Raw genomic sequence first — 22,268 nt, 5'->3', positions numbered from 1 at the left:
AATATAAAATAGACATTAACGTTGTTAATTAAGAACACTCAAAATGAGTAATTATCTAATCTTTGCTTCTATAGAAAGATTTGACCATGAATATTGTTATTAAAATCAAGAAAATGGTCGGAGCAGTAGGATTCGAACCTACGACCCCCTGGTCCCAAACCAGGTGCACTACCAGGCTGTGCTATGCTCCGAATTTACAACAAACTCAAGGAATTGGGGTGAATGATGGGGCTCGAACCCACGACAACCGGAATCACAATCCGGGGCTCTACCAACTGAGCTACATCCACCGTCACATTAAGTTTTAGGATCTATAGTATCAAGCAACATATGGTGCGCCTGACAGGATTCGAACCTGTGACCATCCGCTTAGAAGGCGGATGCTCTATCCAACTGAGCTACAGGCGCATGACCAATGATACTAATATCACAGATTAACTTGCCTTGAAGAATTGGTCGGAGCAGTAGGATTCGAACCTACGACCCCCTGGTCCCAAACCAGGTGCACTACCAGGCTGTGCTATGCTCCGTTCATCTCAGCTTTTGTGTATCGCACATCGTGCGGTACGGTGTGCATTCTAGGCGCGACGCCACAAGACGTCAACACCTATCTTGAAAAAAAGTTAAAAAAACACGTCAAATGTATATTAATCAAACATTTCAGATGTTTTTTATACAATTTCTATCGTTTTAATTGAGCACTAAAGTTCAACATACGATCTAAAGGTAATTTAGCACGTTCAGCTAAAGCAGCATCTACGAATATTTCTTGATCGGCCTTTTGCAAAACTGCCAAAATACCATCTAATTCATTCATTGCCATCCACGGGCAATGCGCACAAGAACGACAAGTTGCACCCTCACCTGCTGTAGGTGCTTCAATCAAGGTCTTATGCGGTACAGCTTGTTGCATTTTATAGAAAATACCACGGTCTGTAGCCACAATTAGAGTGTCTTGTGGCAATGTTTGAGCTGCTTTGATCAGTTGTGATGTACTTCCCACCGCATCCGCAATATCAATCACGGATTCTGGTGACTCAGGATGTACCAATACAGCTGCATTCGGATACAGCGCTTTCATCTTTTCAATACCACGGGCACGAAACTCTTCATGCACGATACAAGCACCATCCCAAAGCAACATATCAGCACCGGTTTTCTTTTGAATATAACGGCCTAAATGTTGATCTGGTGCCCAAATAATTTTCTCGCCCAAACTGTCTAAATGTTCAATGATCTCTACAGCACAACTTGAAGTCACCACCCAATCTGCACGTGCTTTAACTGCTGCTGAGGTATTGGCATAGACCACAACAGTATGCTCAGGATGCGCATCACAAAATGCGGTAAACTCATCTACAGGACAACCGAGATCAAGCGAACAGGTTGCTTCCAAAGTTGGCATAAGGACTGTTTTTTCAGGAGAAAGAATTTTTGAGGTTTCTCCCATAAATTTAACCCCAGCGACCACCAGAGTAGATGCCTCATGATCACGTCCAAAACGTGCCATTTCTAAAGAATCAGAAACACAACCACCTGTCGCTTCCGCAAGTTCTTGTACATCTGGATCACAATAATAATGTGCCACCAAAACAGCATTGTTCTTTTGCAACTCAGCTTTAATTTGCGCAAACTTCTGCTGTTTTACCGCTGGACTCAGACTATTGTCCTTAGGTTCACCTAAACGATCTAAATGCGCTTGCACAACCGATTTTGCTTCGTTGGCAATTAAATTATTCGCATCATTCATAAGAGGTCTTCTCTTTCCTTGTCGCTGGCATCATGCTAGCGTTTATACACTTGTGAATTGATTGTACGGTTTAGCGCACATAAATTCACCACGAAAAATGTTTTGTTATAAAAAAGCCTCACGAATGAGGCTCCTTAAAAAATCAGTAGTTAAGAACGATAGTCCGCATTAATTTTCACATAATCATAGGATAGGTCACAGGTATAGACCGTATCTTTGGCCTGCCCTCGACCAAGGTTTACATGAATGGTCATTTCTGTCTGTGACATTACCCGTGCACCAGCTTCTTCGGTATAGTCTTCAGCAGCACCACCATCTTTACAAATTTGCACGTCGTCTAACCAGACTTGAATTTTTTCAACATCCAAATCTTTCACGCCAGCATAACCAATCGCAGCAAGGATACGCCCCCAGTTTGGATCAGACGCAAAAATTGCCGTTTTAACCAATGGTGAATGAGCAATGCTATAAGCAATATCGCAGCATTCTTGTGTGTCTTTTCCACCGTCAACCGTGATAGTAATGAATTTGGTCGCCCCTTCCCCATCACGAATAATCAGTTGCGCCAAACGCTTCATCACACGCGATATAACATCCAAAACCACAGTATAACGTGCATCATCTTCACTGCTAATTTCTACACCACCAGCCATTCCGGTTGCAGCAAAGATGCATGAATCATTGGTAGAAGTATCACCATCCACAGTAATCCGATTAAATGATTGGTCTGCGCTAATTTTTAACATTTTTTGCACAAGATTTCGTGCAATTGGCACATCGGTTGCAACAAAACTCAGCATGGTCGCCATATTGGGGCGAATCATGCCTGCACCTTTAGAAATCCCAGTCATTGTATACGTTATACCATCAAGCTCGAACTGTTCTGAGGCGCCTTTTGGTGTGGTATCCGTGGTCATGATCCCAGTCGCAGCGTCCGGCCATGAAGCGTCATTCAAACTATTTAGTGCAGGCTGTAAACCTTGCGTTAAACGCTCAATCGGCAGTTGTTCGCCAATGACCCCTGTAGAGAATGGCAATACCTCAAATTCTTCTACCTGCGCTAACTCAGCAAGCTTTAAACAGGTCAATTGTGCATTTTGCATACCCAATTTGCCTGTACCCGCATTAGCATTCCCAGTATTGATGACCAAATAGCGTGGATTAGCTTGTGCTAAATGCGCTTTCGACACATGAACTGGCGCTGCGCAAAATGCATTTTGGGTAAATACACCTGCAACATTGGTACCTTGTGCAAATTCAAAAATAACTAAATCTCGTCGATTTGGATAACGGACATACGCCTCAGCAGAGCCAATTTTTACACCTTGTACCACATGCATATGCGGCATAGACACGTCACCAACAGCCATTTTCAAATGTCCACATGAATTAGAATGAAAACACAGCTTATTAGAATTCTCTATAAAAATCGAGCTTATTAAAATGCTTATTTATTTTTACTATAAGAAAAGCTTATTCATTTGAATATAAAATAAAAAAGCCAGTAAATATACTGGCTTTCATTACATCAGCAACGTATTACTGTTGAACAGCAGTCGTGGTATCCGCAGCCAATAATGCTTGCTTTACTTTTTCTTGACTAGATACTGACAATGCTGGATTTGAAGCAACAACGCGATTAACCGTAGCAGGTGTTACCGCTGCAATCGCCGCAGTTTTTAAAATAATTGGGCGTCCGCCTGTATTACCTAAAGTATAACGAATACCAGTACGTGGACTGATTACAGTCGTGGTTTCATTTTTTACTTCTGCTTGGGCTGTCACTGCGCCTGTAGCAGCTTGTACTTTTTCCACTGTCGTCGTTTGTGGTGCCGTATCTGCAAATGCCAATGCTGGAACTGCTAAAGTTGCAACAAATAAAGGTTTTAATAATTTTTTCATTATCTTCCCAAAGATCTTTTCCAATTGAGCAACTTAATACCACTTAATCACATTTCCTGCAATAAAAATTAACGCATGGTAATAACTTGTAAAAAAAGCAGAACAATTGTTCTGCTTTTTTGTAACACTTTCAGGATCTATTCACTCAATTAGATTTTGCCGTGACATTGTTTGTATTTCAAACCTGAACCACAAGGACAAGGTGCATTACGGCTTTCTGGTGCTGCAATCTCATCACTATCCGTGAATTGTGCATCAACAATCTCATTACTGACTGTACCGCTTAGGCCATCCACTTCATCATGTGCGAAGTTAAGACGCATAGATTCAGCTTGAGCCTGTTGTTGAGCTTCCATTTCAGCAAGCTCTTCAGGTGTTGGGATATGCACACGAGAAATATCAGTAACCACGTCAGACTTAATCACACCCAGCATATTGACGAATAAATTGAAGGCTTCCTTCTTATATTCTTGTTCAGGGTTCTTTTGTGCATAACCACGTAAGTGAATCCCTTGACGCAAATAATCCATCGCAGCCAAATGGTCTTTCCAATGACGATCTAAAGACCCCAGCATGAAGTGACGTTCAAGTGTCGCAGCAGTATCATCGCCCATTTGTTCACGACGATTACGGTAACGCGTGACAATCTCATCAGAAATACGTTCAACCAAGGCTTCTTCATCAAGACGACGATCTTCTTCCAACCATTGATTTACAGGAAGATTAATGCCTAAGTCTTCATTCAATGCATTTTCAAGCCCTTGAATATCCCATTGATCATGGATTGATTCAGGTGGAATATAGGTTTCGATTAAGCCTTTTACGACTTCACGATGCATTTCTTCAATATAATCTTGAAGTGAGCTTTCTTCTAAAATTTCATCACGTTGAGAGTAAATAATTTTACGTTGTTCGTTATTTACATCATCGTATTTCAACAAGTTTTTACGAATGTCAAAGTTACGTGCTTCAACTTTGCGTTGTGCATTTTCAATAGAACGCGACACCATTTTATGCTCAATGGCTTCATTCTCTTGTAGTCCCATCGCACGCATCATTGCAACAACGCGATCACCCGCGAAAATACGCATCAAATCATCTTCTAATGACAAGAAGAAACGTGAAACACCTGGGTCACCTTGACGACCAGAACGACCACGCAACTGGTTATCAATACGACGTGATTCATGACGTTCAGAACCGATGATGTGTAAACCACCTGAACTTAACACCATTTCATTGTTTTGTTCCCATTCCGCTTTAAGACGAGCTTCATCTTCCGCAGTATGGTTTTCAATTTTGGCAAGTTTTGCTTTCCAGTTACCACCAAGCAAAATATCGGTACCACGACCTGCCATATTGGTTGCAATGGTCACTGCACGCGGTGAACCCGCTTGGGCAATAATGTCTGCTTCACGCTCATGTTGTTTAGCGTTCAAGACTTCGTGGGTAATACCCGCATCTCGTAACTTATCAGATAAAATTTCTGAAGCCTCAATGGTTGCAGTACCAATCAAGATAGGTGCAACACCTGCTTCATGAATTTTCTGAATTTCTTCAATAATTGCGTTGTATTTACCATTACGGTTTAAATAAATTAAATCGTTTTGGTCATTACGAATCATCGGACGATGGGTTGGAATAAGCACCACATCCAAACCATAAATTTCTTTCATTTCCGCAGCTTCAGTATCAGCAGTACCTGTCATACCTGAAAGCTTTTTGTATAAACGGAAATAGTTCTGGAATGTGGTTGTTGCTAAAGTTTGGTTTTCAGGTTGAACGTCTAACGCTTCTTTGGCTTCAACAGCTTGGTGCAAACCTTCAGACCAACGACGACCTGGCATGGTACGACCAGTATTCTCATCGACAATGATTACTTCACTATCATGTACGATGTAGTGAACATTGCGTTGATAAAGGAAATGTGCACGAATTGCAGCAGACACGTGATGAACCAGGTTTAGATTTGATGGTGAATATAAGCTTTCGCCTTCAGCCAACAAGCCCATTTTAATCAGTTCATCTTCAACAGTTTCATAACCGACTTCAGTCATTTCAACTTGGCGTTGCTTTTCATCAATCCAGAAATGACCGCCATCTGCGACTTTTTCTTCTTTTTGAGCATGCAACTTCGGTGGAATACTATTGATTGCAACATAAAGCTGTGATGAATCATCACTTTGACCCGAAATAATCAACGGTGTACGTGCTTCATCGATCAAGATCGAATCGACCTCATCGATAATCGCATAAATCAAACCACGTTGCTTTTTCTCTGCCATAGAGAAAACCATGTTATCGCGCAGATAATCGAAACCAAATTCATTATTGGTACCGTAAGTAATATCTGAACGATATGCCTCAGCTTTCTCTATTGGTGATTGCATCGAATAGATTACACCAACGCTTAAACCCAAGAACTCATAAAGCGGACGGTTTAATTCAGCATCACGTTGTGCCAAGTAATCGTTGACCGTGATGACATGAACACCTTGTTCACTAATTGCATTTAAATATACAGCCAAAGTACCCATCAGGGTTTTACCTTCACCTGTACGCATTTCTGCAATTTTTCCTTCATGCAAAGTAATACCACCAATGAGCTGCACATCATAATGACGCATACCCATGACACGTTTTGCTGCTTCACGACACACCGCAAACGCTTCTGGCATTAATTTATCTAGGCTTTCACCTTTCTTATATCTTTGTTTGAATTCTTCAGTTTTTGCAGATAAGTCTGCATCGCTGAGTGCAGATGTCGTCGGCTCGAGCGCATTGATCTTATCGACAATTTTACGCATACGTTTTAGTTCGCGCTCGTTTTTAGTACCGAAGATTCCTCCGATCAGACTTGCCAACATATAAACTCTCTAAATCTTTGTGAAATAAATTTTTCTCAGACGATATTATGGTGGTAGAAATTTGAAGTACAAGGGTTTTGCACAAATCCAATCAAAAAAATCTGACGATTAGTTCTAGCACGTATCAGCTAAGGCGCATTAATGTAGCAAATTTAACCGATATTTGCAGTGAGGTAGAGATCAATTCTATGTTTTTTTTCATATGCTTCTTTTATTAATATCTATTTTCTTCATAAAGAAATACAAAAACACTATTTTTAATTATAAAAAAACTGGGTAATAGTAGTTTGGACGAGCCAAATAACAAACAACATTTTTAGATATTGAGGTTTCAAAATGACTTTACGATTAGGTGACATTGCACCAGATTTCACTCAGGAAACTAGTGAAGGTCCAATTAAGTTTTATGATTACTTGGGCGACAGTTGGGGTGTTTTATTCTCACACCCTGCCGATTATACGCCAGTATGTACCACTGAGTTGGGCTATACCGCAAAATTAAAAGATGAGTTTGAACAGCGTGGGGTAAAAGCCATTGCCCTTTCAGTCGATGATGTTGAATCACATAAAGGTTGGATCAACGACATCAATGAAACACAAAATACCACTGTAAACTTTCCAATCATTGCAGACAAAGATCGCAAGGTGTCGACGCTGTATGATTTCATTCATCCAAATGCCAGTGAAACCCTCACCGTACGTTCTTTAGTTATTATTGATCCCCATAAGAAAGTTCGCTTAATCATTACCTACCCTGCATCAACTGGACGTAATTTTAAAGAAATTCTACGTGTGATTGATTCATTACAACTGACTGACAATTATAAAGTTGCCACTCCTGCAAACTGGCAAGATGGTGAAGATGTTGTTATCGTCCCGTCGATTAAAGATGAAGCGGAGCTTAAAGAACGCTTCCCAAAAGGTTATACGGCGGTTAAGCCTTATCTTCGTCTTACCCCACAACCTAATAAATAATATGCAATATTGAATTTTTTAGATTAGAGCTAACTAACTCCAAAAGATCACATCCAAGCTTGATGTGGTCTTTTTTTAAGATCCACTGATTGCAACGAAACACTTTTACCCTTCAAAACACGTCAAATAACAAAATACTAAAATAAAAACAAAATCATTTAAAAATAGAAAAGGCACCGAAGTGCCTTTTATGATCAAAGATCAGCGAACAAATGTTATGCAGGAATACGTAAAACTTGTCCTGGGAAAATATCATCCGCATTTTTTAACAATGGGCGGTTTGCTTCAAAAATTTTATTATATTGGTTGGCATCACCATAAAATTCTTTTGAAATTTTAGACAAATTATCGCCTGATTTAACCGTATAGAACTTACTTTCAGGCTCAGGTGTTGCCACTGTCATTTGATCATCAACTTGCGCCACATGGTCAATATTCCCCACAGCAAGAATGATTTTCTCTTTATCTGCCTGAGTTTGTACCTGACCGTGAATCGTGGCCAAATCAGAAGTACTATTATAACTTACAGAAAGCCCTGTTACTGGCAAGCCTAACGCTTTAATGTGCCCCAACAACTTATTGGCAATTTCTTGTGCAGATGGTTCTGCTGGCGTTGCTGGTGCCGCTTGTGGCTCAGCTGGTGCAGTATTTTTCTTGCCAATTCCTTTAATAAAATCAAAAAGACCCATATGTCGTACTCCATATCATTATTGAAAATTGTTTTACTGAGAATGTATTACTGTGAACTGTTATACAAATTTAAGAACTCTATTTTTATAGCGAAAAAGCATCAGGGTGTGCGTTGTCATTGGTGATAAAAAGGTAACGGTATGTAACCAATGCTTTTGATTTTAAACTTATTTCGTTGCTTTTTAGGTTAAGGCATTGCCAAGCATGCACGCACTCAACACAGCTAAATTCAGGCATAAAAAAACCACCTAAAGGTGGTCTTTTTACGTATAACAACAACGTGCTATACAATCAACACATTAACCAAGTTTTTTAGTTACATAGTCGATAGCTGATTGAACAGTTGTGATTTCGTTAGAATCTTCATCTGGAATAGTGATGTCGAAGTCATTTTCGAAAGACATAACAAGTTCTACTAGGTCTAGAGAATCAGCACCCAAATCATCCATGAAAGATGCTTCGTTTTTGATTTCTTCAGCTTTGATACCTAATTGTTCTGCAACAGCTTGTTTAATGCGTTGTTCGATATCGCTCACAGGAATTCTCCTCATTGCTTGTGGCGGCTTTTAATTGCCTGATAGTTTAATTGAATATTTACTTTTTTCAAAGTTTATACATCGCATTACGCCATGTATAAACCACCATTTACGTGTAATACTGTGCCTGTAATGTAACTGGCTTTGTCAGAAGCCAAAAAACTTACTGCATTTGCAATATCTTCTGGTTGACCAAATCGGTTTAACGCAACTTGATCACTCATTTTTTTACGAATATCTTCACTTAACTGCTCAGTCATTTCTGTTGCGATAAAACCAGGCGCAATACAGTTGACTGTAATCTGACGGCTTCCCATTTCTTTTGCAAGACTGCGACTGAAAGCTTCAATCCCTGCTTTTGCAGCAGAATAGTTGGCTTGTCCTGGGTTAGCAAAATGCGCAACAACAGAACTGATATTGATAATGCGTCCAAAGCGCGCTTTGGTCATGCCTTTCAATACACGTTTAGATAAGCGGAATACAGCTTTAAGATGAATATTGAGAATATCGTCCCAATCATCTTCAGACATACGTAACAATAAATTGTCTTTGGTAATCCCTGCATTATTCACGAGTATCATCACTGAACCATATTTTTGTTCAATGTCAGATACCAATGCATCAATTGCAGCACCATCACGTACATCAAGTAATGCACCTGCACCGTTTTCAGCAAAAACTGTTGAAAGTTTTTCTGCGCCCGCTGCTGATGTTGCCGTACCTACAACAAAATAACCGTCTTGAATCAATTGCTGAGCGATGGCAGCACCAATCCCTCGGCTCGCGCCTGTCACTAATGCGACTTTGCGTTCTTGTGTCATGCAATTTTCCCTTCAGCCACTAAGATAGCATTCAGTGCATCTTCCATACGACTTTGTGTATCGAGTGGAAATGCTTTTTCGATATTTGGTAAACGTTTTGCTAAATTCGCCAATACATTACCTGGACCACATTCAGCAACATACTGAATACCTTGGTCTTGGATGAATTGCATGGTTTTAGTCCACTGTACTGACTGATACAATTGCGCTGTTAACGCTAAGCGTAATTGGCTTGTATCTGTCGCGATTCCAGCATTGACATTTTGTATTACAGGAATGCTTGGTAGCTCAATGGCAGTTTGTTCCAAAGCTTCTGCAAACTGTTCGGCAGCAGGTTTCATTAGAGAACAATGTGATGGTACAGATACAGGTAATGCAATTGCTTTACCGCCGTTTTCTTTGGCAACGGTCATGACAGCTTCGACTAGAGTTTTATCACCAGCGATAACAACTTGGCCTTGTGCATTATAGTTTGCAGCTTCAACAGAACCACGGCCTTGCACATTGGCTTGCTCGCACAGTTCAAGTACTTTCGCGTCATCCAGACCGAGAATAGCCGCCATCGCGCCTTGCCCCTGAGGCACAGCACTTTGCATCAATTTACCGCGTAAATTTACCAACTTGACTGCATCTGCCAAAGTCATCGACTCTGCAGCAACTAAAGCACTGTATTCGCCTAATGAATGACCTGCGATGTATTTTGGCGCAACACCACCAAGATCTAACCATACACGCCATAAAGCAATACTTGCTGTCAATAAAACAGGTTGAGTATTTTCAGTTTGATCTAAACCTTCACCGCTTTGTGCAATGTGCCATAAATCAAAACCGATGGCATCTGATGCTTCAGTAAAGGTTTCTTGTACACCACTAAACTGTTCTGCAAGTTCAGCAAGCATACCCACTTTTTGTGAACCTTGACCTGGAAACAAAAATGCAGTTTTTGTTGCTTGAGCTGCTTGTTCGAGTCGTTTGGCAGACATATAAAAAGTCCCTTATTTAATCTTGATCGTTTCCGATGGCGCAATTTTACATTAAAAAAAAATTTATTTAATTGCGAAATACAACAAAAAACCCAGTCATTGAAAACAAAAAAAGGGAGCTTTCGCTCCCATTTTTTTACTAAGCTTGCGCTTAATAGTTCACCAATTATTCAGCATCAGCTGCTTTAGCGAATAATTGACGACCACGGTAGAAACCATCTTTAGTCACGTGGTGACGACGGTGAGTTTCACCAGTAGTTTGGTCTACAGTTAATGCATTCTCGGTTAAAGCGTCATGTGAACGGCGCATGTCACGGCGAGAGCGACTTTTACGGTTTTGCTGAACGGCCATGATGGCTCCTTACAAATCGAAAAAATGGATCAGAACAAATTCGGTTGTCTTAACTTAACAGTATAACACAAAATTTAGTTAAGTTTACCCTTCAAACCTGCCAAAACTTCAAACGGATTATCCCGTTTTTCTTCAACAGTGTCCTGAACGGCTGGTTGATGCTTATGTTCACAAGCGTCATGCTTAGGAGACAGAGGCATCAACAATAACAATTCATCTTCTAAAAGTGCAAGTAAATCAACAGTCGAAGGAGTATTGGTTAAATAATCCCCTTTAATTGTTGCTTCACTTTCACCTAGTACGATGAAATCAGCATCCTCATCCAAGCGCTCTATCAGTGACTCATCATCTATTAAAGCCAAATGGAAGTCAGAAACTAGTGTAATTTCAACAGAATCCAGACAACGCTGACATTCCATTGGAACTTTAGTATCTACATGACCATCTAGCCAAACAATACGATGATACGCATCCATTGATAGCTTACAGTCTATATTGATCAATTGATCATCAATTGATCCAACAGCTTCACGGGAAATACGAACAAAGCGAGACAATGGCAGGGTACCTGACCATGTAAAGCCTTGTTCAGCCCATTTAAACGGCTCTATCTGTGCCGGAAAGGTATTTGCTGACATAATTAAGGCGGCAATTCTACAAATTCATAGGTACTCTGTCAAAGATTAAGATACAATTTTGTACTTATTTAGACAGATCTCTTGAGTAATACAAGCCATGCATCAGTTGCAGCCGCAACCTGAAGTCACTACTTCATTACAATTCAATACGCATTCAACTTCTAAAAACACATTGCAAGCCGCCGATGTGCAACGCTTATCATGGGCTAACTTACAAACAGAAGTGCAACACGTTGATTGGCTTATCTTACACTTTAATCACTGGTTTTCCCACCTAAATGTGACGCTTGTTCGTGGTGATTTTGAACCAGAGTATTTCCCTGCTAGCGAACACAACCCTGCCCGTATTCAGTTTGCACATGGTTTTTTCAACAGCGCTCTTCATGAAATCAGTCATTGGAGCATTGCCGGAGAACAACGCCGTTTATTGCCTGATCTCGGTTATTGGTATGCACCCGATGGTCGTACAGCTGAACAACAAGCCTTATTTGAGCAGGTTGAAATCAAGCCTCAAGCCATTGAATGGTTATTTTCCAAAGCATTTGGACGAAAATTTCGAGTTTCGCTGGATAATCTGACTGGTGAAGGTGGTGACGGTTCGATATTTAAAGACAGTGTTTATGCACAAGTTCAGGATTTTTTTTCGGGTAAAGCCAAACTTCCACGCGATGCAAAACACTTCATTCAGTGTATTTGTCTATGTACTCGAGGTGGCAAAACATTACAAAGCACTGAATTTAATCGTAACGATCTTGATTAAACCCGTAATTTTTTTAAAACATTGATTGCAACGATTTACTTTCCCAAGTAATAATTGAATTAACAATAAATCAGGAGAATAAATATGCTGCATTTAAGAGTACATCCTGACAATCCTCAACCACGTTTAATCAGCCAAGCAGTCGAAAGAATTCGAGCAGGTGATGTTGTGGTTTACCCAACTGATGCAGCGTATGCAATCGGCTGTCAGATTGGAAATAAAAGTGCAATGGAGCGTATTGCTCAGATCCGCGGTCTAGGGGCAAAGCATCAATACGCGATTATCTGTGCAGATTTATCTGATATTGCAACCTATGCCAAAGTAGACAATGCAATGTATCGCCTACTTAAAGCCAATACCCCAGCCGTAACCACATATATTTTACCCGCAACCAGTGAAGTTCCGCGACGCTTGATGCATCCTAAGAAAAAAACCATCGGCTTACGTGTTCCAAGTAATCCCGTCTGTCAGATGCTATTAAAAGAGTTGGGAGAACCTTTACTGACCAGTACTTTGATTTTACCTGGTCAAGATGCACCAATGGATGATCCCTACGATATTGAACAATTATTGGAAAAACGTATTGATGTGTTTATTGACAGTGGTTTAGGGACCTTAACCACCACCAGTATCGTTGATTTATCAGGAGCGAACCCTGAAATTATCCGTCGTGGTGTAGGTGATGTAAGCGCTTTTGAATAAGCACCGAACTGCATTTAATCATTGATAAGTGATTAAAGAATCAAGGCTTGATAGAAGTAAGATGCGATGGATTTATTCACCACATTATTAAATATTAATAATGTACAAAATGATCAAATTTTATTTGTTGAAAAGCCTTGGACACCGGAATCACAAGTTACTGTGTTACATGTCTCTTTCGTTAAAAATCCCTTAGCAAAAAATTTTCAGTTCTTTTTAGCAGTCAATGAACTAAAACGCTTGGTCTTGCAGTTTGAAACTCGAAATGTTTGTTTAAGAGAGATGTGCTATTTAATTATCGAACATGCCCTTGAAAAAAATAAAATTATTTAACATCTTTAAGACTTAGATTAAAAAGACTTAGATTAAATATGAAAAAAATTCTTTATGTCTTGGTCATTATTCTTGGGCTAGTTATCAGTTATCCCTTTATTAAATCACCTAATGTTCATATTTATCGTGAACAGCATGAAATCATTTTAGAAAACATTTTCTTAGGTGAATATTATTTAGGTTTCAATAAGCTAAAAATTCAATCTATACAAAATCATACCCTTCTTTGTGAAATTGAACACCCCCACATACTTCACCCTGAAGATCGGCAACAGGTTAATACTCATCAAGTAAGCATTCATCAAGCAAATAATAAGCAACAGATCAGGCTCAAAAAAGGGATCAATGATGAACTGAGTATTTGGGGAAGTGCATTCCAACACCCCACAGCAAAACCGTGTTTATTAAAAAATGAAACTTATATTGTTTCAGTTTGGGGAAACAACGGCTCTGGTTTTTCAACACGTAAACGCTTAAAAATCACCATTCCATGAGCTGTGATTTGAGATCTATCAATTACACAACAATTATATTTTTAGATTGGTATTTTTCTCAATTCGGTTTATAAACAAAGCACAATCCTAAAAACAAATGCTTAATTATGATTTATAAGGTACATCATTTACATTGTGGAACCATGTGTCCGATGTGTGCACCACTATACGGACAAAAAGGTTTGTATGGCAAAATGGTGTGCCATTGCCTATTGATTGAAACAGACAAAGGTCTTGTATTGGTCGATACCGGTTTTGGGATGCAAGACTACCTACATCCGCAAACACGTTTAGGTAAAGCTTTTACTAAAATCAGTGGCATACAAGCTGATTTCAATCTCACAGCCATTTCTCAAATTCAACAATTGGGTTTTAAACCATCCGATGTTCAACATATTTTGGTCAGTCATTTAGACTTAGATCATGCAGGTGGTATTTCAGACTTTCCCAATGCCACGGTTCACATCTTATCCAGCGAGTTTAATGCAGCACAAAAACTTTCAGTCATGAATAAATTGCGTTATCGACAACAACAATTTAAAAATCATCGTTACTGGAATTTTCTTGAACCTAAAAAAGGCGAAGCATGGTTTAACTTCCAAAAAGTTCAAGGTTTTAATATTTTCAATGATGAAATTTTATTGATTCCTTTAGTCGGTCATACTGTAGGACATTGCGGTATAGCGATCAAACAACAAGATAGATGGTTATTGTTCTGTGGCGATGCTTATTTTAATCATCTAGAACTCAACCCTAAGAATAAATTACGCGCGCTCGACAAAATTGAATATCTCCTAGCGGAAGATAATACATTGCGCTTAAAAACATTATCACAACTGCAACAGCTTGCACAGAATGAAGCAAAAATTGAAATTATCTGTGCCCACGATCCTGTTGAACTAGACCGATATTTAAAACATGCTTAAATCTCAATTATTACGTTATACCACTATCTTCGCACTCAGCGTACAGCTTTCAGCCTGTATGACAACTGCTGCACTTCCAGATCATGAGCGCCCAAAACAATGGGGAACTATCGTAGCTCCACAGTATAATTTTTATCGGATCAGTGACACCGTTTTTCGTAGTGAACAACCCAGTGCTGAACTTATTCCTGAGTTAAAAACCAATCAAATTGATATGGTAATTAATTTAAGAAGTCGCAATAAAGATAAAACCGTCTTTTCAAAACAAAACTTTCAATTGGTTCATATCCCGATCAATACTTGGGCAATTGATCGTCATGATCTACTCAATGTCATGAAAACAATTCAAATCGCAAAAGCCCACAACCAGAAGGTTTTAATCCATTGCTATCATGGTTCTGATCGTACTGGGGCAAGTGTTGCAATGTACCGAATTATTTTTGAGAACTGGTCTGTGAATGATGCTTTAAATGAAATGAAGCATGGCGGTTATGGCTTTCATCCAATCTGGGGCAATATTGAAAAACTTTTTACCCCTGAAAATATAAAATGGATCCGTGAGCAGCTCGCGAATCCATCTTTAACCACAAATACCTAACTCATAGCGTTTAACGTCGATCTAGAGGTACCCACTCGATTACCCAAGCCGACTTCATGCCTAGACTCGCATCAGAATTGATCTTCTTACGTGCTGAATCCGCAGTCTCTCGATCTTTCGATGGTCCAACCATAATACGAATACCTTTTGAGGTTGGACTCTTAGTCACTTTGTAGCCCTTGGCACGTAGTTTAGCAGCGACAGCATCTGCATTGGCTTCATTGGCGGCAAGCGCAACTTGTACCATCCATTGCTTATCACCATTTTCAAGCAAATCACGTGCTTTTTCAGCTTCCGCTTTTTTCTTTGCTTCTTCTTGTGCTTTGTGTTTTTTATCCGCTTCTGCTTTCTTGTCTTCCGCTTGCTTTTTCTCAGCAGCAGCTTTCTTTTCAGCATCTAGCTTACGTTTTTCATCTGCTTTTTGTTGTTCTTCTAATTTACGTTTCTTTTCTTCAGCGACTTTTTTATCTGCTTCTGCGGTAGCTTGACGCTTCTGCTCAGCTAACTTTTTTTCAGCATCGGCTTTTTGCTTTAATTGAGCATTTTGCTGTTCAAGTTTTTTCTGCTCTGCTGCTTTCTGTTGTGCTTTGGCTTTTTCATCCTGTACCAGCTCAGGAGGAATATCAGCCCCTTCCTGTGCTGCCGCAGCAGCTGCACCACGTCTTGCATTTGCAGCAGCATACTCTTCAGCTGCTTTACGTGCAGCATCTGCTTCAGCCTGTTGTTGCGTCCGTAAAAAATCTGCTGCTTTTGCTTCTTGTTCAGCAACCGCTTTTTCACGGGCACGCTTCTGCTCTTCTAACAGACGTTTTTCAGTCGCAACATCGACAGTCAATGGCTGCAATTGTACAGGCTCACCTGCAGGTGTCGCTTTATTCTGCTGAGCTTGGCTTGTCGGCTGTGTCTCTACTTGGCTTTGGTGGATTTCTTCTTTACCTTTTAGAAGCAATGCCGCCAATAGAACACCACCACTTAATAAAACAACACCACCCATCCAGCGTTGTTTGTTATTCATTGACATTCGTCTAAATACTCCCAGACCGCTTCTAAGGTATGGAATGAACCACACACCAAAATCAGCTGATTATTATTGGTTTCTGCAAGCGCTGATTGAAATGCTGCTTGTACACAATCAAACTGTTCAACTGTCTCATGCTGTAAAGCAGTTTGTAATTGTTCCAATGATGCCGCACGAGGCACAGTTAATGGTGCAATTTTCCACTTTAATACAGTATTTTTCAACAACTTGACCACAGAATCTACATCTTTGTCGGACAACATTGAAAAAACAGAGACAACTTCTGTGTACTGTTTATTGTATTCTAGGAATTTTCGCAATTGCTTTAACAAAAATTCTACACCATGCGGATTGTGTCCCGCATCAAAAATTACTGTTTTATCGTGTATTTTTCTAATTTCAAAGCGCCCTGACAACTGTGCGTTCTGAATACCTTGCGAAATTGCCTGTTGTGAAACCGTTAAACCGCTTACCAAAATTGCAGCAACAGCCGCAGAAATATTTTCCAGTGCCAAGTGTCCCAAAGGAAGTTTTAAAGTCGTTCCTGAGCTTGCAAAATTCCAAGATTGGCCATCTTCTGAGTTATCATAAAAATAATCATGGTTTAACGCATATAGCGCAGCATTGGTTTCTTGTACTTTATGTTGTATCGCTTGTGGTATATCTTGTGCGCCGGCAAAAATGACAGGGATATTTGCTCGGATAATACCGGCTTTTTCAAAAGCTATTTTTTCAATCGTATCGCCAAGCCAATCGGTATGATCTAAACCAATATTGGTAATCACAGCCACATCTGGATCAATCACATTGACCACATCCAAACGACCACCAAGACCGACTTCAAGTACCCAAACATCACATTGTTTTTGTTTAAAAATAACAAATGCAGCCAAAGTCGTGGCTTCAAAAAAAGATAAAGATAAGTTACAAATACGGCGGGCTTGATCAACCGCAACAAAAGCATCAATCAAAGTTTGATCATTAACTTCTTGTCCAGCCAGCTTAACCCGTTCATTAAAACGATAAATATGTGGAGACTGGTATAAACCAACATTCAACCCTTGCGCATTCAAAATCGCAGCGAGAGTTGTTGTGGTTGAACCTTTGCCATTTGTTCCAGCAACGGTAATCACTTTGGCTTTAGGGTTAATCACCCCGAGTTGTTCTGCCACAGGAATCACGCGCTCTAAGCCTAAATCAATCCCTGTAACGTGAACATGGCTCCAATAATCGAGCCATGTTTGTAAATCATCAGTATTTAAAGGTGCTGTTTGGTTGTTCAAGGCAAATTCATCAGTTTCGCTACAATACGATATACAGTATCACGTAATGCGTGACGATGAACAATTTGATCGATTACACCATGATCAAGCAAAAATTCCGCACGTTGGAACGGTTCTTCCAGCTTCTCACGTACTGTTTGTTCAATCACACGTTTACCCGCGAAACCGATCATCGCTTTAGGTTCAGCAATATGTACATCACCTAACATCGCCAATGATGCTGTTACACCACCATACACTGGATGGGTTAATACCACGATATACGGAAGATGTGCATCTTTGATTTTTTGAATCGCCGCAGAGGTACGCGCCATTTGCATCAAAGACAACATGCCTTCCTGCATACGAGCACCACCTGAAGCAGCAAAACAAATCAGTGGTTGCTTGTCTTTAATCGCTTTTTCAGCAGCTTGTACAAAACGGTCACCGACCACAGTACCCATTGATCCAGCCATAAAGTCGAATTCAAATGCGCATGCAACCATTGCAATATTTTTAACTTGACCTTGCATCACCACAAGGGCTTCAGTTTCACCTGTTTTTTCCTGCGCTTCTTTAATACGCTCTGGATAAGGCTTGCTGTCTACAAAATGTAAAGGATCTTTTGCAGCAAATTCTTGACCAAGTTCAGTGGTCACATTATCAAAAAACCAATTTAAACGATCACGTGCTTTCATTTTCAAATGTTCATCACATGATGGACAAACATAAGCATTGAAAGACATTGCAGTACGAGTCACGAGTGCATGACATTCAGGGCACTCAATGGTTGGTTCTGTAAACGTCGCTTTGAGTGTTTGTTGTTGGTCAGGCATATGAATGCCTGGAACTGTACGATCTGTCCACGGCGTTGTTGCGCTGAGGATTTTCCCTGATTTCACTTCTTGATTCATACTAACTCATCGAGCGCGGCTCGAAGCTCCTTGACTTTATTCACTGCTGCTTCAACAGCTTGTTCTGGTGCAAGATTTGCAAATGGTTTGACAAAAGCACTTCCGACAATCACTGCATCAGCAACTTGACCTACTGCTTTTGCAGAAGCGGCATCACTAATCCCAAAACCTACCCCAACTGGAATATCGGTAAAGGTTTTGATTTTTTCAATACGTGCTGCAACTTCCGTTGTATCCAATGTTGCTGCACCCGTTACGCCTTTTAGAGACACATAGTAAATAAAGCCACTTGCTTGTTTCACTACATGCTGAATACGTTCATCGGTAGAGGTTGGTGCAAGCAAGAAGATTTGATCCATATTGTACTTTTGCAATACTTCATCTAAATCTTGTGCTTCTTCAGGTGGTAAATCCACAAGAAGTACGCCATCAACACCACAGTCATTCGCATAAGCCACAAACTTTTCATAACCAATCACTTCAACAGGGTTTAAATACCCCATTAAAACAACTGGCGTTGTTGTGTCTTTTTGGCGAAATTCTTTAACCATATTCAAGGCATCAAAGGTATTGGTACCCGCAGCTAAAGCGCGCTCTGCTGCAAGTGCAATCACTGGACCATCTGCCATAGGATCGGAAAATGGCAATCCAAGTTCAACTACGTCTACGCCTGCTGCAACCATTTGATGTAACAATGGTACGGTTACATGTGGTTGAGGATCACCCGCCATAACATAAGAAACCAAAGCCTTACGCTGTTGAGATTTAAGCTGTGCAAAACGAGCGGCTAAACGTGACATAGGATTGTACATTCCTTGAATTGTTCAAACTTGAGGAGTTTTTAGATCATTAAACACCAGTAAATAAATTCAAAATGGATTTATTTACGGTTTAATCATCCAAATGTATAAATACAAGACACTGCATTGTAACGCTATTTTTTACTCAAAGGATAGAGTCACATAGTCGCTCTCGCGTATCTTGTTTTATATCACAAATAATAAAACAACCCATGGATACATTTAGCGCTATTTTCAAGTTGAGGACAATGATCAAAGCTACCTATTTTCAAGCTTGTAAAAAAATATCATTATGAGTAAAAAATAAAGTTAAATCATCACTCTACAGCCAAACACCCTATCACCTACATCACTTAATTATTTTTCAGAAATTGCAAAAGCTGTTTATACTAGTCAGGATTCTGATTTTTTATCTCCTCTTATGACCACACATTCTCAGGCTAAAGTGCAAGCCAGCGTGCTTGCGCTCTTGCCGCTTATTGTTTTTTTAGCCATTTTTTTAGGCAGTGGTATTTATCACACGATCATTGGTACTGAGTTTGCTTTTTATCAAGTGAAAGCCCCTATTGCTGCTCTTCCTGCAATTATTTTAGCCATCCTGCTGTATAGAGGGAAAATCAATGCCGCTATAGAAACATTTTTGCATGGTGCAAGCCATCCCAATTTAATTTTGATGTTTATGGTCTTTATGCTTGCAGGTGCCTTTGCCAGCGTAACCAGTGCCATCGGTAGTGTGGACTCCACTGTTCAATTTGGTTTATCAATTATTCCATCTGAATTTGTCCTGCCGATGCTTTTCATCATTTCCGCCTTTATTGCCACGGCAATGGGAACATCGATGGGAACCATTGCTGCATGTGCGCCGATTGCTTTTGGTTTTTCTCAAGCAACGGATATTCAGCCCATTTATGCAATTGGTGCTGTGGTCAGTGGGGCAATGTTTGGTGATAACTTATCCATGATTTCAGACACCACCATTGCAGCAACTCGAAGTCTAAATGTAGAACTGCGTGACAAATTTCGAGTGAATATCTGGATTGCACTGCCTGCTGCGATTATCACTATATTGGTTTACATTTTGACCAGTCATCATGCACAAACTATTGAATATAAAAGTTATAACTTATGGCTTATTTTGCCTTATGTAATCGTGTTCTTTTTAGCATTTACACGTTTACATGTACTTGCAGTACTGACCATCGGAATAGTACTTTCGGGTTGTCTTGGCATCATTGAAAATCCTGAATTTACCCTACTTAAATACAATGCCGCTATTTATGATGGCTTTGTGGGTATGTTTGAGGTTGCCTTACTTTCTATGTTCTTAGGTGGTTTATCTGCGATTATGCAAAAAGAAGGCGGTTTAGAATGGTTAATTCAACGTATTTATGCCTTAACTCGTCGATTTAAAATCGGTCAACAACGTGCGGGAGAAATTGGAATTAGTTTCCTTGTGGTTTTCTCAAATGTGTTTGTCGCAAATAATACGGTTGCCATCATCTTATCTGGAGACATGGCACGAGAAGTTGCCAAAGAATATGCTGTTGATCCCAAACGGGCAGCCGCATTTATGGATATTTTCTCTTGTGTGGTTCAGGGCTTGATTCCATACGGTGCACAACTATTACTTGCATGCTCAATTGCCAAACTGTCCCCTGTTGAGCTGATTGGTTCGATTTACTATTGTTGGGTATTGGCAATATTTGCAGTCTTGGCAATCGTATTTAGATTTCCCAAGTTAAAGACAACTTGAAATCATGCTGAATCATGGTTTTAAAAAACCAATTCAACAATCAGATCAACCTGTGTTTTGCACATAAATTAAAAAATCACAATCGTACTAAGCACTTAGATAGCAGCGATACTATCTAAGTGTTTGGTTTTTAAAGTATACTTTCTTTACACTGTTTTTCACTATGACTTCAACTGTTGTTTTTTCTCGAGCAGGGTTTGCCCACTAAAGGCCTTATATGCTCTGGTTAAAGCTGACTGATCTGAATAACCTAACTGCATCGCTATTTCACTGAACGGCATGTGGCTTTCCAATAAAAACTCACAACGCTTCATCCGTTCAATCTCTACAATTTTTTTAAACGATGTCTGTAAGTCACTTAACTGTCGTTGTAAAGTCCGTGTGGATATATGAAGTTCTTGAGTAAGTTCTTCGATTTTTGGGGCGTGTTGTTTTAACTTTAAATATTCTGCCACAATCAAATGTAAGCGTTGAGCAATGGTTTCATAGCGAGGTTTAGACGCAATAGCCTCCTCTGCTTGTTTGACCAAAAGCTGCATTAAGGATGGATCTGCCTGTTGGATTTTTAAATTTAAACCTGCTGAGGCTAAGACAAAACTATATTGCGGTTGATGGAAAGAGACTTCACAGCCGTAGAACTTTTGATAATGATAGATTGCCATCTGTGGTGCATGAGCAAAATGCACCGCATGCAATGGAAATTGATTTGGCGGTACAATTTTACGCGCGAGATGCATCATTAACGCATTGGTAAATTCATTAATAAGAATATATTTTTCATGATGAAAGGGCCAAATTAAATGTACATATTCTCCCTTGAGCTGCATTTGCATTGGAATAACTTCGTCACCATCAATCACCAAACGGCTAAAGCGCATAATATTTTGTAAAGCTTCTGCCACGGTTGTACTTCGTGATGCCATATAGCCCAAAACACCAAAATGCTCAGGTCGCACATATTCTGCCATTTCAAAAACGATCTGAGGGCAATCTAGCGCTTGTTTGGTTTTTTCAATCAGTTGATGAAAGAAGAAATAGGAAGATTGTGTATCAATCGGCTGTGACAAAATTCCAATTAAATGTTTTTTTTCATCCACTTGTAAGAAATCAAGCGTCGCAAGATCAATCCCTCGTTCAGACAGATACATCTGCCAGAGATGAAAATAACCATTTGGGATCTGTAATTCCTGCATC

At 39.8% G+C, this 22,268-nt stretch carries 23 protein-coding genes and 4 tRNA genes; 8 read left to right on the top strand and 19 right to left on the bottom strand.

The window, feature by feature from the left end; translation table 11 throughout:
* Positions 1-114 precede the first annotated feature (114 nt).
* The 8 genes from L3V46_RS03450 to secA all read right to left on the bottom strand — a co-directional run bounded on the left by L3V46_RS03450 (position 115) and on the right by secA (position 6,519).
* Positions 115-191: transfer RNA gene (locus L3V46_RS03450), tRNA-Pro, on the bottom strand.
* Between the two features lie 23 nt (positions 192-214).
* Positions 215-290: transfer RNA gene (locus tag L3V46_RS03445), tRNA-His, on the bottom strand.
* A 41-nt stretch (positions 291-331) separates the two neighbouring features.
* Positions 332-408, bottom strand: a tRNA-Arg gene (locus L3V46_RS03440).
* Positions 409-453: 45 nt separating this feature from the next.
* Positions 454-530 (bottom strand) — tRNA-Pro (locus L3V46_RS03435).
* 152 nt (positions 531-682) lie between these two features.
* Positions 683-1,750, bottom strand: coding sequence for a quinolinate synthase NadA (gene nadA / locus L3V46_RS03430; protein ID WP_004817734.1), 1,068 nt, complete (start codon positions 1,748-1,750; stop codon positions 683-685).
* Positions 1,751-1,899: 149 nt separating this feature from the next.
* Complete coding sequence (gene argJ, locus L3V46_RS03425) at positions 1,900-3,120, bottom strand: bifunctional glutamate N-acetyltransferase/amino-acid acetyltransferase ArgJ (RefSeq protein WP_239044920.1); 1,221 nt, start codon at positions 3,118-3,120, stop codon at positions 1,900-1,902.
* A 169-nt stretch (positions 3,121-3,289) separates the two neighbouring features.
* A complete protein-coding gene (locus L3V46_RS03420) occupies positions 3,290-3,652 on the bottom strand; it encodes a hypothetical protein (protein WP_004817737.1) in 363 nt (120 codons plus the stop codon).
* Between the two features lie 149 nt (positions 3,653-3,801).
* Positions 3,802-6,519, bottom strand: coding sequence for a preprotein translocase subunit SecA (gene secA, locus L3V46_RS03415; protein ID WP_239044919.1), 2,718 nt, complete (start codon positions 6,517-6,519; stop codon positions 3,802-3,804).
* A gap of 336 nt (positions 6,520-6,855) precedes the next feature.
* Here secA and L3V46_RS03410 point away from each other — a divergent pair, with 336 nt between their 5' ends.
* Complete coding sequence (locus L3V46_RS03410; protein ID WP_239044918.1) at positions 6,856-7,494, top strand: peroxiredoxin; 639 nt, start codon at positions 6,856-6,858, stop codon at positions 7,492-7,494.
* A 215-nt stretch (positions 7,495-7,709) separates the two neighbouring features.
* On the opposite strand, the gene lysM is transcribed toward L3V46_RS03410, so the two are convergent.
* From lysM to L3V46_RS03380, 6 genes are all read right to left on the bottom strand, one after another.
* Positions 7,710-8,183 (bottom strand): peptidoglycan-binding protein LysM, encoded by a 474-nt coding sequence (lysM, locus tag L3V46_RS03405; RefSeq protein ID WP_056514030.1) that lies wholly within the window; start codon positions 8,181-8,183, stop codon positions 7,710-7,712.
* A 300-nt stretch (positions 8,184-8,483) separates the two neighbouring features.
* A complete protein-coding gene (gene acpP, locus L3V46_RS03400) occupies positions 8,484-8,720 on the bottom strand; it encodes an acyl carrier protein (protein WP_004723957.1) in 237 nt (78 codons plus the stop codon).
* Between the two features lie 86 nt (positions 8,721-8,806).
* The gene (fabG, locus tag L3V46_RS03395; RefSeq protein WP_004723960.1) at positions 8,807-9,541 is read right to left on the bottom strand and encodes a 3-oxoacyl-ACP reductase FabG; all 735 of its coding nucleotides are present in this window, start codon (positions 9,539-9,541) and stop codon (positions 8,807-8,809) included.
* Positions 9,538-10,524, bottom strand: a complete 987-nt coding sequence (fabD, locus tag L3V46_RS03390) for an ACP S-malonyltransferase (RefSeq protein WP_239044917.1) — start codon at positions 10,522-10,524, stop codon at positions 9,538-9,540. The genes fabG and fabD overlap by 4 nt, the downstream gene beginning before the upstream one ends.
* A 166-nt stretch (positions 10,525-10,690) precedes the next feature.
* A complete protein-coding gene (gene rpmF / locus L3V46_RS03385) occupies positions 10,691-10,876 on the bottom strand; it encodes a 50S ribosomal protein L32 (RefSeq protein ID WP_004723964.1) in 186 nt (61 codons plus the stop codon).
* 74 nt (positions 10,877-10,950) lie between these two features.
* Entirely contained in the window at positions 10,951-11,514 is a 564-nt protein-coding gene (locus L3V46_RS03380) for a YceD family protein (protein ID WP_004723966.1), read from the bottom strand.
* A gap of 97 nt (positions 11,515-11,611) precedes the next feature.
* Here L3V46_RS03380 and L3V46_RS03375 point away from each other — a divergent pair, with 97 nt between their 5' ends.
* The 6 genes from L3V46_RS03375 (at position 11,612) to L3V46_RS03350 (ending at position 15,327) form a co-directional block, all read left to right on the top strand.
* Positions 11,612-12,274 carry an elongation factor P hydroxylase gene (locus tag L3V46_RS03375; RefSeq protein WP_239044916.1) on the top strand — a complete coding sequence of 221 codons (663 nt, stop codon included), beginning with the start codon at positions 11,612-11,614 and terminating at the stop codon, positions 12,272-12,274.
* An 84-nt stretch (positions 12,275-12,358) separates the two neighbouring features.
* Entirely contained in the window at positions 12,359-12,976 is a 618-nt protein-coding gene (locus L3V46_RS03370; protein WP_004817743.1) for an L-threonylcarbamoyladenylate synthase, read from the top strand.
* 66 nt (positions 12,977-13,042) lie between these two features.
* Positions 13,043-13,309 carry a hypothetical protein gene (locus L3V46_RS03365; RefSeq protein WP_004817744.1) on the top strand — a complete coding sequence of 89 codons (267 nt, stop codon included), beginning with the start codon at positions 13,043-13,045 and terminating at the stop codon, positions 13,307-13,309.
* 38 nt (positions 13,310-13,347) lie between these two features.
* Positions 13,348-13,803, top strand: a complete 456-nt coding sequence (locus L3V46_RS03360; RefSeq protein WP_239044915.1) for a hypothetical protein — start codon at positions 13,348-13,350, stop codon at positions 13,801-13,803.
* A gap of 107 nt (positions 13,804-13,910) precedes the next feature.
* Complete coding sequence (locus L3V46_RS03355; protein WP_239044914.1) at positions 13,911-14,729, top strand: MBL fold metallo-hydrolase; 819 nt, start codon at positions 13,911-13,913, stop codon at positions 14,727-14,729.
* Positions 14,722-15,327, top strand: a complete 606-nt coding sequence (locus L3V46_RS03350; protein WP_004817748.1) for a dual specificity protein phosphatase family protein — start codon at positions 14,722-14,724, stop codon at positions 15,325-15,327. The genes L3V46_RS03355 and L3V46_RS03350 overlap by 8 nt, the downstream gene beginning before the upstream one ends.
* Positions 15,328-15,337: 10 nt before the next feature.
* Here the strand turns inward: L3V46_RS03350 and L3V46_RS03345 are convergent, their stop codons facing one another.
* From L3V46_RS03345 to trpA, 4 genes are read right to left on the bottom strand one after another with little or no spacing between them, the layout of a single operon-like run.
* Complete coding sequence (locus L3V46_RS03345; RefSeq protein ID WP_004817751.1) at positions 15,338-16,348, bottom strand: SPOR domain-containing protein; 1,011 nt, start codon at positions 16,346-16,348, stop codon at positions 15,338-15,340.
* Positions 16,339-17,628: a bifunctional tetrahydrofolate synthase/dihydrofolate synthase gene (folC, locus tag L3V46_RS03340; protein WP_239044913.1), complete on the bottom strand. Its 1,290-nt coding sequence runs from the start codon at positions 17,626-17,628 to the stop codon at positions 16,339-16,341. Before folC ends, L3V46_RS03345 begins: the two co-directional genes overlap by 10 nt.
* Entirely contained in the window at positions 17,625-18,521 is an 897-nt protein-coding gene (gene accD / locus L3V46_RS03335) for an acetyl-CoA carboxylase, carboxyltransferase subunit beta (protein WP_004723984.1), read from the bottom strand. Before accD ends, folC begins: the two co-directional genes overlap by 4 nt.
* A complete protein-coding gene (gene trpA, locus L3V46_RS03330) occupies positions 18,518-19,321 on the bottom strand; it encodes a tryptophan synthase subunit alpha (RefSeq protein WP_239044912.1) in 804 nt (267 codons plus the stop codon). Before trpA ends, accD begins: the two co-directional genes overlap by 4 nt.
* A gap of 421 nt (positions 19,322-19,742) precedes the next feature.
* Here trpA and L3V46_RS03325 point away from each other — a divergent pair, with 421 nt between their 5' ends.
* Positions 19,743-21,074 carry a Na+/H+ antiporter NhaC family protein gene (locus L3V46_RS03325; RefSeq protein WP_239044911.1) on the top strand — a complete coding sequence of 444 codons (1,332 nt, stop codon included), beginning with the start codon at positions 19,743-19,745 and terminating at the stop codon, positions 21,072-21,074.
* 161 nt (positions 21,075-21,235) lie between these two features.
* Here the strand turns inward: L3V46_RS03325 and L3V46_RS03320 are convergent, their stop codons facing one another.
* Positions 21,236-22,267 carry an AraC family transcriptional regulator gene (locus L3V46_RS03320; protein ID WP_239044910.1) on the bottom strand — a complete coding sequence of 344 codons (1,032 nt, stop codon included), beginning with the start codon at positions 22,265-22,267 and terminating at the stop codon, positions 21,236-21,238.
* Position 22,268 lies beyond the last annotated feature (1 nt).

This window comes from Acinetobacter sp. AG3, from assembly GCF_022343575.1.
GTDB lineage: Bacteria > Pseudomonadota > Gammaproteobacteria > Pseudomonadales > Moraxellaceae > Acinetobacter > Acinetobacter guillouiae.
The sequence above is the reverse complement of the archived record's forward strand: the minus strand, read 5'-3'. Positions and strand labels throughout refer to the sequence as shown.